The sequence below is a fragment of the Bacillus sp. FDAARGOS_235 genome, from assembly GCF_002073415.2.
GTDB lineage: Bacteria > Bacillota > Bacilli > Bacillales > Bacillaceae_G > Bacillus_A > Bacillus_A toyonensis.
The window spans coordinates 4,634,342-4,646,294 of the sequence record NZ_CP020437.2 but is presented as its reverse complement, the minus strand read 5'-3'; the positions used below and the strand labels follow the sequence as shown (position 1 = coordinate 4,646,294).

At 36.4% G+C, this 11,953-nt stretch carries 14 protein-coding genes; all 14 read right to left on the bottom strand.

Annotated elements, in window-relative coordinates:
• Positions 1–15 precede the first annotated feature (15 nt).
• Positions 16–2,409, bottom strand: coding sequence for a phage tail protein (locus A6J74_RS26375; RefSeq protein WP_105299446.1), 2,394 nt, complete (start codon positions 2,407–2,409; stop codon positions 16–18).
• 266 nt (positions 2,410–2,675) lie between these two features.
• On the bottom strand, positions 2,676–3,923 hold the full coding sequence (locus A6J74_RS26370; RefSeq protein WP_016126312.1) for a hypothetical protein: 1,248 nt from the start codon (positions 3,921–3,923) through the stop codon (positions 2,676–2,678).
• A 230-nt stretch (positions 3,924–4,153) separates the two neighbouring features.
• A complete protein-coding gene (locus A6J74_RS26365) occupies positions 4,154–4,516 on the bottom strand; it encodes a hypothetical protein (protein ID WP_000415924.1) in 363 nt (120 codons plus the stop codon).
• A gap of 6 nt (positions 4,517–4,522) precedes the next feature.
• Positions 4,523–5,110, bottom strand: a complete 588-nt coding sequence (locus A6J74_RS26360) for a major tail protein (RefSeq protein WP_016126314.1) — start codon at positions 5,108–5,110, stop codon at positions 4,523–4,525.
• Positions 5,111–5,440, bottom strand: a complete 330-nt coding sequence (locus A6J74_RS26355) for a hypothetical protein (protein WP_016126315.1) — start codon at positions 5,438–5,440, stop codon at positions 5,111–5,113.
• Positions 5,437–5,793 carry an HK97 gp10 family phage protein gene (locus tag A6J74_RS26350; protein WP_080609687.1) on the bottom strand — a complete coding sequence of 119 codons (357 nt, stop codon included), beginning with the start codon at positions 5,791–5,793 and terminating at the stop codon, positions 5,437–5,439. Before A6J74_RS26350 ends, A6J74_RS26355 begins: the two co-directional genes overlap by 4 nt.
• Positions 5,786–6,085, bottom strand: a complete 300-nt coding sequence (locus A6J74_RS26345; RefSeq protein WP_080609683.1) for a phage head closure protein — start codon at positions 6,083–6,085, stop codon at positions 5,786–5,788. Before A6J74_RS26345 ends, A6J74_RS26350 begins: the two co-directional genes overlap by 8 nt.
• Positions 6,082–6,354 carry a head-tail connector protein gene (locus A6J74_RS26340; protein ID WP_141438375.1) on the bottom strand — a complete coding sequence of 91 codons (273 nt, stop codon included), beginning with the start codon at positions 6,352–6,354 and terminating at the stop codon, positions 6,082–6,084. The genes A6J74_RS26345 and A6J74_RS26340 overlap by 4 nt, the downstream gene beginning before the upstream one ends.
• A 2-nt stretch (positions 6,355–6,356) precedes the next feature.
• Positions 6,357–6,647, bottom strand: coding sequence for a hypothetical protein (locus tag A6J74_RS26335; protein WP_080609678.1), 291 nt, complete (start codon positions 6,645–6,647; stop codon positions 6,357–6,359).
• A gap of 36 nt (positions 6,648–6,683) precedes the next feature.
• Complete coding sequence (locus A6J74_RS26330; RefSeq protein ID WP_080609676.1) at positions 6,684–7,847, bottom strand: phage major capsid protein; 1,164 nt, start codon at positions 7,845–7,847, stop codon at positions 6,684–6,686.
• Positions 7,848–7,860: 13 nt separating this feature from the next.
• Entirely contained in the window at positions 7,861–8,445 is a 585-nt protein-coding gene (locus tag A6J74_RS26325) for an HK97 family phage prohead protease (protein WP_080609674.1), read from the bottom strand.
• Positions 8,411–9,622, bottom strand: a complete 1,212-nt coding sequence (locus A6J74_RS26320; protein WP_080609672.1) for a phage portal protein — start codon at positions 9,620–9,622, stop codon at positions 8,411–8,413. The genes A6J74_RS26325 and A6J74_RS26320 overlap by 35 nt, the downstream gene beginning before the upstream one ends.
• Positions 9,623–9,637: 15 nt before the next feature.
• Positions 9,638–11,326 (bottom strand): terminase large subunit, encoded by a 1,689-nt coding sequence (locus A6J74_RS26315; RefSeq protein ID WP_016126323.1) that lies wholly within the window; start codon positions 11,324–11,326, stop codon positions 9,638–9,640.
• Entirely contained in the window at positions 11,323–11,697 is a 375-nt protein-coding gene (locus A6J74_RS26310; protein WP_000985228.1) for a hypothetical protein, read from the bottom strand. Before A6J74_RS26310 ends, A6J74_RS26315 begins: the two co-directional genes overlap by 4 nt.
• Between the last annotated feature and the right edge of the window lie 256 nt (positions 11,698–11,953).

Below are 11,953 nucleotides of genomic sequence, written 5' to 3'. Positions count from 1 at the left end.
AAAAGAAACCCAAACCTAAAAGGCTGAGTCTCTTTGTTTTTCTCTTTCTTGGTACTCGGTTGTATATCGATACGTACCACGCGCCACATCTCGCCCCTCTATAACAACAGGAACCTCAACAACCAAATCACCACCAAGCATCGGAATTGCTCCGTCACCAGATGATCCAAATGAGTTATTAAATACTTGATTTGATACACTGCTTGTCATAGCTTGTCTACTATTTGACATACTTCCATACACACCACTCATAACAGACTTTAAAACCGATAATTGGCTCATAGAACTAGCCATCATGCGACTCATATCACCCATTAATTGATTCATAGTCCCAGTAATACCGAGTGATTTTTCTTTCGATGATAAAGGTGTAACTGTAATTGAATTACCCTTCTTCTTAAATAACTCTGGTCCGGCTTCTCCTGTGATAAATGAACCATCACCTACAGGCTTTCCACCTTTAGCAAGCATTGGTACATGAGGAATAGTTGGTGCACTAACACCTGGTATATTGTTTAATAATTCTGCTGGTGTGTTAAAACCGTCTATGAACTTATTTATGATACGAATAATTCCATTAATCGCTGTTTTAATACCGCTTTTAATTCCATCCCATACACCTAATACAGCTGATTTCATTCCTTCAAAAGCTCCACTAACAGCACTTGTTACCCAACGAACAGGAGTCATAATTGCATCTTTCAGTCCATTCCAGACAGAAGATGCGGTTGACTTTATACCTTCCCAAATGTTTGAGAGTGTTGATTTAATACCATTCCAAATACTACTACTTGTACTACTAATCATATTCCATACAGTTGAAATTGCTTCTTTGATGTTATTAAAGACAGAACTTGCTGTGGAAACAATTGAGTTCCATAAGCTAGAAAGGAAGCTTTTAATCGTATTCCAAACTGCGCTTGTTGTGGAATTAATCGTGTTCCAGGCATTCACAATCCAGTTTTTTATTACATCAAAAATTGGTGTTACGATAGCGACTAATCCATTCCAGCATGCTTGCAAGAAATTCTTCAATGTATTCCACACCGTCATTGTGGTGGAACTAATAACATCCCATACATTCACAATCCAATTTCTAAGTGTTTCAAAGACAGCTGTCGCAATCGAAACAATGCCATTCCAACAAGCTTGAAGAAAAGCAACTATAGCATTCCACACTGTTGTTGCAGCTAAACTAATAGCATCCCACACAGAAACAATAAAACTCTTTATTGATTCAAATATTGGAGTAGCAAAGTATAAAATAGCTGTCCAAACCGCCTGTAAGTATTGCGTAATGAAATTCCATACCGTTTGAATAACTGTGGAAATACCATTCCAAATCAAAGAGAAGAAATCAGCAATGCCTTGTAAAATAGGAGTTAGAAAGGCAACTAATCCATTCCAGGTGCTAATGAAAAACTCACTAATCGCTGTCCACACTTCGGAAGTGGTTTGGCTGATACTATTCCAAACTTCTGATAATGTTTCAACTACCCCATCCCAAATACCAGTCAAATACTCAACAATTGAATTCCATGTTTCCGTAGTAATTTCAACAATCGAATTCCATGTTTCAGATAAGGACTCCGTTATCCCATTCCATAGTTCTACTAAAAACTCTTTAATTGAATTCCATACAGAAGCTGTAGATTCACTAATACTTTCCCATGTTTCTGTTGCCCATTGGGATATGCCGTCCCAAATTCCTGTTAGAAATTCTGTAATTGAATTCCATACCTCCATGGTCCATTTTTTGATATCGTCCCAATTTTTATAAATCGCAATGCCTAGAGCTGCTATAACCCCTATAATAATAGGAATTGCAGCAACAAGCGTGGCGGCTATTCCTGCTCCGATACCAAACAAGCTCATGACCGCCACGACTATAGGAGCAAGCGCCATAATCGCACCAGAAATAACCCCGATAGCTACTGCAATTGCTGCTAATGTTGCTGCTAATTCCGGATTGTCAGAAACCCATTCTGCAAATTTAGAAACAAGATCTGCTACCACTAATAAAACTGGTTCAAGAGCTATCTTTAAATCTTCCATAGCTTTTTGAAATTTAACAGCTGGACTTGCATCTATTTTAGAAGTTGCTCCATGTAAATCTTCTACACCTTTTTTCAAATCAACTTGCTTACCTTCTGCCTTTAGAATCGTATTAATAATTTTCTTTCCTTGGTCTTCCCAAAGGGTTCCGAACATCTTCGTGCCAAGCGCATTTCTGTCTGTCGCATTTTCAACACCAGCTAAAGCCTTGGTTGCTTCAAGCATCGCTTTTTGTCCATTTTCACCACCGCCAGCAATTGCTTGTCCCCATTTTTCAAACTGATTGGCTGAAATCTTTGTTTTATCTAAAACCGCTTGCATGGACTTATCTACACCAGCACCAAACTCAGCCATTTTGATACGACCTTCTTTAATACCCGATATGTTCAACAGGATTCGCAACATCCTGTCAGTTCTCTTATGAACTTCTGTATATCACTATACAGACCAGACTATATCATCATCTTTATATAAGATGCTCCCCATTTCGGATGTCATTGGCTTACACCCTACGTCTTTCGACTAGTCGTTACACACTTCCTATTTATTGGCTTGGCTCGGTATTGTCTCTTATGTGAGAGTTTCACCGAATTAGAGGAGTTTGCTATGAATGTCTCCACTCATAGGGACAATTTTTTATCCAATAGGTTGTCTATATTCCAACTTTTCGTGTCTACACCTGCTGACATAATTCCTTGAACTTCTTTAGCTGTAAAACCAGCTTGAACCATTTGGTCACCATATTCAGCAATAATGTCTAATTGTTCTGGTGGAAAACCTGTTTTTAATAAAGTATTAACTAATCCTAAAGCCTCTTCATTAGTAATCCCTAATGTTGCACCAATCTCATTCGCTTCCTGTATAAGCTCATTAAAATCAATCCCTGCATAACTTGAAGCTATAGTTGCCGCTCCTTTAACTACAGCCGCATTCGTTTCATCAGAAGCATCCTTATTCAATGCCCACTGTTTTCGAACACCCTCTAAGGCTTCTTCTGCATCCACACCATAAGTAGTTACACCCCTTACAGCTTCTTCTACTGATTTTTTCGAAGACTCCGGAACATCAAAAGTGATATCAATCTTTGTTTTTAATTTAGACATGTCCATTGCTTGCTCAACTGCACTTGCAATACCGCCACCGGCTGCTATACCACCTATGACATTTTCTAACCCTACTTGTAATCCTTCAAACTTTTCCTCTGTCCTTCTAGCTTCTTGTTGTAAATCTCTTAACTCATTTCGTACTTGTTGTATGGAGTTTCCAGCATCCACAGAGCGAAGCGCACGTTGTAATTTTTCAATATCTGTTTCTGCTCCTAAAGCTTCACGACCAATAAGACCAATTGCCTGTTCTAACTGGCGACTTGTAGCCGATCCACTTTTAATTGCATTTACAAGACGATTACCTAATGCTCCTGCAAAGTCATCAACGCTTTTTCCTGTAGCACTAAATAAGGTTTCTAATTGCCTAGTGGAGCTTGCTACACTTTCTTGCTCAGCTTTCATGTTTCCAAGCTTATTTTTCAACCCATCAAGTGAGCCTTGTGTAAATTCAATTTCACGCCTAAACGCACGATATTGTTCTTCAGAAATTTTACCGTTTTGAAATTGAGCTTGGACTTGTTGTTCCGCCACCTTCAATTTATCTAACTTTTGCGTTGTATTTTCAATTTGTTGTGTAAGTAATTTTTGTTTTTGAGAAAGCGCCTCAATATTCCCAGGGTCAAATTTTAAAAGGCGCTCAATATCCTTTAACTCTTTAGCTACATCATTACTCCGCTTATTAACATCTTTCAAAGCATTTTGAAGACCTGTGGTTTCACCACCGATTTCAACTGTTATTCCTTTAATTCTTCCTCCTGCCATCATCTCACCTCTTTCTTAGAACGAATCGAAGTCTTTTTGATTTGCTTTACGAGCTTTTTCTTTATCTGGATTCTCCATTTCAGCGAATTCAGCAATATAATCAAAACAATCACCAATAGTCATTTCTTCTAAATCACCATGTGATAATTTCGCTTTATAACAAAGAGCAAGGAAAGTATCAGTGGATAATTCTTCATCACTGAAATTCCCTCGCTCTTCATTATTTTTCTTTATTTTTTTTTTGCCCCCATCGTACTTTGAATCAGATCCATGATTTCTGGAATAATTTCAGAAATAGGGAATTCATCAAATCCATCTAACCATGTAATCGGATCAGCGATTTCGGGGTTTGCTGTTTTTGCATATAACCAAACTAAATCATAAATAACTTCAAAATCTACTTTACTTAAATCAGCATTTGCTAAATCAATAGTAGGCTGTGAGCCATTTTGAGGTGTGATTGGTGAAATGATTCCTAATCCAAACATATCTGCAAATAAATCACGTCTAAATTGCGCTTTATACTTTTTAACTGTTGCTGCTGTGCTTTTTAATCGGACCTGTTTTCCGTCTATTGTAATTGTCTTTTCCATCTAGAATTACGCCCCTTTTGATAATGTAGTTTTTGTATATACTTTTTTATACCAATCATCATAAACCGCTGGTGTTGTTTTAGATGTAGTTTTTGTTTTAACCATACGTTTTCCGTTAATATCTATTGGACTAGATACAAATTTAAGTTCGTTGGTATTTGGTTCAGCAGAACTTGTTTTTGTTTTAGACGCAACTGTAGGGCGACTTGCTGAGTTGTTAAACAGAACGTGACGAGTTGCTTTTTCGTCTCCATCAAATTCAAATAGCAATGCAAATTGTTTTCCTTTCGCATCAGCCAATTCATTTAGTACGCCATCTTCCGCATCTAACTCTTCACCCAATACATCTACAGCAAATTGTTCTGGGATAGTAGCAATGCTCAATGTCCCGTCATAACCCTGGTTATTACTTGCTGAATAATAAAGCATGTCATCAGCATAGAATTCAATTAAGTCTCCACGTGGATCTAATGTTAATTCAACTGCGCCTGGAATTGGGATTGGGGTTTTAAACTTTACGACTCCATCTAGAATTTCATAGAGTGCATAATAAACGTTCTTTAAACCGAAAGTAACTTTATTTTCCTTATTCATTTATAACAACCTCGTTTCATATATTTTTTGATACAATTTTTCAGATTCAATAAAAGTCCCAAACGATTCATAAGGAATATCATGATCATCTAGGACTTGTTCTAATTTGGATTCAGCAATTAAATCTTTTTTAATTGTATAAAGCTCAATAGTTACATCATTTATTTTGTGATAGACTTTGTTATCAGCTGGCATATTAGGAGAACCATCTACAAAGTAACAAATATAAGGCGGTGTTGGCACAGGATTACCTGGCGTTTCGGTGAAATGCGAATAAGCCACAGGATTACCTGTAGCATCAAGGATTTTTTTGAATTCACCTAATGTCATTGCCCTATCGCCCTTTCGACACGCTCAACAAAGTCATTAATCGCATGTTCTTCAGCCGGAGCAATATGAACTTGAGCTGGAACACGTCCGCCACTTGCCTTCGCATGACCTTTCTCTAATAAGTGTGTAAGTTGTGGCTTTAAAGCATTATGAACAATAACTGCATTACCATCCTTTTTCTTACGCCAGCCTTGACTATACTTCCCTGTTTTATTAGGACTTTTTTGTTTTAATTCATTTACAAGATTGGTCGCAACCTTTTCTTTAGCATCCTCTATATCTTCTTCTACTAGATTAGTGTATCTTTGTAATTCCCTAGCAATATCACTTGCAAGAGTATCAATATTAGACACCAGCTTTCACCTCACAATAAAGTTCGATTTTTTCATCATCTCTTTCATACGTGCGGTAAATGCTATATTCTTTATCTCGATACTTCACTTTTCTTTCATCCTGGTAATCCCAGACATGGACAATCAATATATGACTGGCCTTGATATTACTTTGTCCGGCTTGAAAAAATTCTGATTGAGGAACTGATTTTTTCTTACCAAATATCTGTCTACTAAATACTTCATTTTCCTCAACTTGTCCTAATTCATCTTTAGTAATTGTTATTACTGGGAATAGTAAAATATCATTCATTTGTAGTCACCCGCTAAAGTTAGATGATTCTTAAGCATGTTATAAGATGCAAAAAAACGTTCTGCCTCTTTTGCGTCTGAAATAAAATTAGCTTTTACATACGTAATAATTGCTCTTTTAATTAGAGGATCAGTGTCATCATTTGCCTTGAGATGAGAAACACCTGATAACTTCAAATCATATCGAGATGCTTCAATTAGATCTTCAAGTTCATCATCAAGAGCATTATGTGAGACACGTACCGCTTTCTTCACAACATCAAGCATCATTCTCATTCACCAACTTGCGCTAGCTGTTTTAAAGCTTCCAAAGCGGCATCTTTACCTTTAATCTTTTCACCATTTGGAAGTTCGTAATATCCTCCTCCAACATGAACTGGTCCTTTTGAGTCTTCTTGTTTATCTATAATTCGTTCTTTATTCAAGAAACCTTCATCTTGTAGATACATTACACGTTCTGCATCATTTGATTCATATGAATTTGCAACACTATAATGAATGAAAGTGAATTTATCTCGAAAAGCTCTTTTTACAACATATTTATTCAATGGTTTCCCACTCACTGTTAAACCTCCTTATACCATAAAGAAAAGCGACTATTATACAGTAGCCGCTTTCTTCACTCGTAAGAATCCATTTTTAGAAATTACGTTACCGCCAGCAAATACTGAGCCTCTATGAGCGATCATACCCTGCTTGAATAAGAAGTCAGTTGAACGTTGCACATCCATATCAGAGAAGATAGTAAGTTGGTAGTTTGATAATGGACCATAGGCCATATTGTATTGACCAGTTGTAGTCGCTGCATCAGATACTGCTTTACAAGCACTATTGATGATGAATGGTACGCCATCAATTGTTCCAGAATTCCCTTGGGAAACAACGTTGTACACTTTTTTACCATCAGAAGTACGAAGTTTAGCGAATGATTTTAAATCCTTCTTATTCAGAATTAAAACAGCCGCATCTTCAACATCTTCATCTCCACCATAGCTATAGATAATGTCATCTAGAGTGGCATCATCAATTTTTGAGATTTCTAAATCTGTTGCTGGATCAATCGCTTTAGCTGCTGTTGAAAAAATACCAACAAGTCGATTAGTTGCACCTGTACCAATTAAAATTTCACGAGTTAACTTTTTACGAGTGGCTACAGTGATACCTTTCATGACTTCACCATCGTAATCAGCTGCTGGTAACTTCTGAAGCTCTTCTGTGTCTTCTGAATAAGCTGTAACCTTTGTTTTTGTGATGTCTGCATATCCAAACGTTGTTTCTGATGTATTGTAGTCATTTCCTTCAGTTGTGTAATCACCTTCTCCATAACTTTTAATATACGGCTGTTGGTAACTCTCTCCACCTTTTAAAGTTTTAGAAGAAACACGATCAATCAGTGTAGATACTTCATTGAAAGTTGGACGAATATCCGTTGCACTATGCTTAGGTAAAACTACATTACCACTTCCAACTGTAACAGCACGGTTTTCCATTAGAGCCTGTCCACGTTTTTCAGAAGTCTCTAATTCTACGTCTTGTTTTTGAGGTTCATTGTTAAATGTTTCAACTGTACGCATTTCAGGCATTTGATTATTATTAATCTCCTCTGCTTCTTTTAATAATCTTTGTCGTGTTTCAATTTGTTTTTGTGTTTCTTCAAGATCTCTTAATTCTGTTTCTAATGCTGCTAAATCTACTTCCTTATCGCTTTGTAACATTGAGCGAATTTCTGATTTCCTAGTTAAAATTTCTTGTAATGTTTTCAAATGAATCTCTCCCTTATAAATATGTTTTTAAAATTAGTTTTTCACGTAATTCTTTTTGATTGCGTTCCTTCACAAATTGCTTATATGGGTCATGACTTCTAGCTGAAACTTGTGAATCAGGATAAGCTGGGAAAGCTACTGGACTAATCTCTAGTAACTTAGCTTTTGTTACACCACGAACTACATTGTCCGGATCTGATTCATCCCATTCTTCTTTGACCATTTGGAACCCAAAGGAAACACCGTCTACATCACCGCGTTTAATCGTCTCGTATGTGTCATTTCCGAGTGTTGTATTGGCTAAGTCTAGTTCAAACCTCAGTCCAATCTCATCTTCAAATAAACGAAGAGTACCATTTTTAGTTCGTCCTAATACTTGTGATGTGTCGTGGCTCCATAAAGCTAATTGATCATCTTGAGTCAAGGACTCTGTGAAAGCTCCTTTTTTAAATTGCTCTTTAAATCGTTGCCAATAGCCCATTGTTACAGATTTCATTTCCCATTTAACTGCATAACCAGAAATTGTTCGAAGGCCATTTTCTAATTCCCTAATTTCAAGAGCACTACTCAGTAGTTCCCTCTTTTCCGTCTTGTTCATTGTCATCACCTCCTTCATCAGTGACATTTCCTTCTTTAACTAAAGCTGTATCTAATCTTCTAATCGGCTTAGATCCACCTTCAATTGGTCCAAGTGAAAGAATTGAACGCCATTCATTTGGTGTCATAGCTCCTCTATCAACCATTTGAACTAAGTCCATCTTTGTGCTTAAAGAAGCGTATTGAAGTGAAGAGGATTCAAAGATAATCTTGTTACCAAATCCCCTTTCTCGACGCGAAAAAAGCTTCCTGGTATATTCCCCAGCAAGCTGCATTGCAAATGGCTCAATTTCCGATTCATAATAAGCTGTCCATTCATCCTCGTTGTATTTACTTTGGATAATCTTTTCGTTTGTATTAAAGAAATTATAAATACGTTGTACGGTTTCTTGCATCTGCTTGGAATCCGGTACAAACGCTTCAGGTTTCACTTGTTCTAAATCATACCTCGGATCAGAAGAAGCTGCTCCACCATCATTCGAGATATTCAAATAGTTATTCACAAAGTTTTTAACCTGACTATCAATATCTTCTTGTTTTAATACTGACTTAAACTTAAGAATCCACTTTACTACTGCACTATTTTTAATAGCTTTAACAATACCTTGATCAGTAGTTGTAACAATCTCCATTAACTGAGCTAATGCATTACCAGGATGTTCTCCGAAAAAGTCATTATCATTAAAGTCTTTACGCAAATGAATGATATCTGTATACGGAATCGTCATCTGCTTACCATTTTTAAAATAAAACTTTAAAAAGATGTCTCCCTGTGCACCTTCTACAACTTCAACTGTTGTACATGGAATAGGATAAATCTCAGTAGGATAACCAAAATTATCACGCTTAATATAAGCGAATGCATTATGATTCAATTCTAATTGAACAGCCATTTTCTCTTGAAACATTTGTCCTGTCATCAATGGATTAGGCTCTTCCAGTAAAAATCTCATATAGGAATCTGGATTCACCTTAAATTCAGTAGAGTTATCTCGTATATGCTTGGCTATCAGCTTACCGACTGCTTTTGCTTTAGGTCGTATACAAGCTCGTATAATATCACTTTGATAGATGTCCCCATTCCACGCAAAAAAACCTCCACCATTATCGTTTATCATTTCAAAACGAGTTGTAGTAGGAGCCTGTTTCTTTCCAAATATCTTATCAAATAACCCCAAATTCTCACCTCCTTCTTAAATCATGTTGAGGTAGTCATTTCGTTTTTCTTGAAGAACTACATATGCATTTAAAAGCGCTGCTGTACCATCAATACGACGTCGTTGGTTCTTTGTTTTATTTGGTTGTATATTTAAATTTTTATCAACGTCTACGGCTGTGTTGGAAAGACACCACTTATCAATTGCGTTGTTGTTATAGTTGACTAATTTAGATTCCAAGTCAGCTCCTAAAAGTCTCATCGGGCTAGACAGAGTCTGTTTACCTTGTGCGATAGGAATCATAGATTCTTTGCCAAAATATCCTTCCATCTCCTCAACCCAATACTTAGCTGACCATCTATCATAGCCAATCCAAGGTAGATAAATACCATATTCATCTCTTATTTCTAAGAACCATTTCGTGACAAATTTATAATGAACGGAATTTCCCGGTGTTGTTCTTAATATTCCTTGCTCGTGCCATAAATTATATGGAATTTTATCTTCTTTACTTCGCTGCTCTAATAAATCTTCTGGAAGCCAATACATCTGCTTCACATAAATATGTGGGTCTTCTGGGACCATAAAAATAACCTTCGCTGCTGTTAGATCGGTGGTTGAAGATAAATCGCAACCACCAATTCCATAGGAAGGTTTCAATTCTTTGATATTATAAGTAGCTGAGTTATTCAATTGTTCAAATGTTAACCATGCTTCTGATGATGTTTCACGAATATTAAAGTCTTTCGTCAATAAATTGCTCACTAATAAAGAATTAGCCTTTGCTTTATTTACTTTCGTTTCTAAATTATCTATTTTCTTTATGGTACCCAAACCAGGATTTGCTTTAGCCCATTTGGTTTTGTCAGTCCACTCTTCTCTTTTATCAAGTTCATAAATAACAGGTAAAAAGCGGTCATCTTTATAGCCATCTTTATCCTCTAATCCATTCAGTAACATTTCTGCTTCATCATACTTCATATCATAAACAGATTCTCTTACTGTTCCAGCTGTTGTAATCATAAGAATCAATGGCTGTTCACGTGCTGACGTACCATCGACAATTACGTCATACAAATTTTTATCCTTCCATGCATGAATTTCATCAAGGGAGGCTCCGTGAACATTTAGCCCATCTAATGTATCACTATCACTACCTACTGGTTTAAATACACTATCATTAAAATCTGCTGTTAATTCTTTGACTAAAGTTTTTATTCTTTTCGACAAAGCGGGTGACTTTTTAACCATTCTTTTTGATTCTGACCAAACAATTTTGGCTTGTTGTTCTTTAGTTGCTACCGCATATACCTCGGAACCACCTTCACCATCTGCTACTTGAAGATATAAGCATATACCAGACGAAAGTGTCGACTTGCCATTTTTACGTGCAACTACTAAGAATGCTTCTCGATATTTTCTAGTTCCATCAATTTTATGAACAAAGCCAAAAGTCGCGGCTAAGAATGCTTGTTGCCAAAGTTCTAAATCAATTGGTTTTCCAGCCCATTTTGCTTTACTATGCTTACAATAATTTTCGATAAATTCAATAACATGATTAGCTCTATTAGAGTCATACTCATACTCAGAATCATTATTATAAACATCACTAACGAGTTTATTATAAATACGTTTAACCTTGTCACCTACTACAATTTCACCGGATTCAATTTTATTGTAATAATCTATTATAGGATTATGTGATAGTGGATATTGTTTTCTCATCGATTCTGCACAAACTTTTCAAATCCATCGTCGGTTTCTTCTTTCTTCTTTAGATCCGGCTTAGGAACATAATCACCTAATTGCTTCATTATGCTTTGATAGTTTTTGTTCATTGCTATATATCGTCGAGCTTGCGGACGTTCCCTCTCATACGGCTCTTGATTCTCTGATTGTGAGAACATTTCATCATAACCATTCTCATCGAGGTCTTTTCGAATATCTTCTAATCGAACACGTAAATCTGCCGCTTCCACAATTAATCCCTCTACTACCAAGAGGGTATCTTTTGGCATTTCTTTATATATTCGTTTAAGTCTCGTTATCTCTTTATTAACCCGTTCTTCTTTTGTTAATTCCTTCTTTATTGCCATAAATAACACCTCATCTCTTATGCATTTGGGGTAGGGGGTCACGTGAAATGACCAATTTATTTTTTGAAGCTCCATCATCGGTTCCAAAGCCAAAGACCCCTTATCAAGAGATAGGGGGGATATAGTTTTTCAACTTACTCAATTACTTTCGTAATCTCAAGCTATCAATATCTTTCGACTAACCAAAAAACAAACCAAGTAAGTAAAGCTAGAGGAATTATCATACCTAAAGTAGATATAAAGAATACTATAAATA

Bases quoted from the DNA above. Each gene is read 5' to 3' on its own strand.
- A6J74_RS26375 (WP_105299446.1), bottom strand. From the start codon at position 2,409: ATGGCTGAGTTTGGTGCTGGTGTAGATAAGTCCATGCAAGCGGTTTTA.
- A6J74_RS26340 (WP_141438375.1), bottom strand. From the start codon at position 6,354: ATGATGCTTGATGTTGTGAAGAAAGCGGTACGTGTCTCACATAATGCT.
- A6J74_RS26370 (WP_016126312.1), bottom strand. From the start codon at position 3,923: ATGGCAGGAGGAAGAATTAAAGGAATAACAGTTGAAATCGGTGGTGAA.
- A6J74_RS26325 (WP_080609674.1), bottom strand. From the start codon at position 8,445: ATGAACAAGACGGAAAAGAGGGAACTACTGAGTAGTGCTCTTGAAATT.
- A6J74_RS26360 (WP_016126314.1), bottom strand. From the start codon at position 5,110: ATGAATAAGGAAAATAAAGTTACTTTCGGTTTAAAGAACGTTTATTAT.
- A6J74_RS26365 (WP_000415924.1), bottom strand. From the start codon at position 4,516: ATGGAAAAGACAATTACAATAGACGGAAAACAGGTCCGATTAAAAAGC.
- A6J74_RS26315 (WP_016126323.1), bottom strand. From the start codon at position 11,326: ATGAGAAAACAATATCCACTATCACATAATCCTATAATAGATTATTAC.
- A6J74_RS26355 (WP_016126315.1), bottom strand. From the start codon at position 5,440: ATGACATTAGGTGAATTCAAAAAAATCCTTGATGCTACAGGTAATCCT.
- A6J74_RS26345 (WP_080609683.1), bottom strand. From the start codon at position 6,085: ATGAATGATATTTTACTATTCCCAGTAATAACAATTACTAAAGATGAA.
- A6J74_RS26310 (WP_000985228.1), bottom strand. From the start codon at position 11,697: ATGGCAATAAAGAAGGAATTAACAAAAGAAGAACGGGTTAATAAAGAG.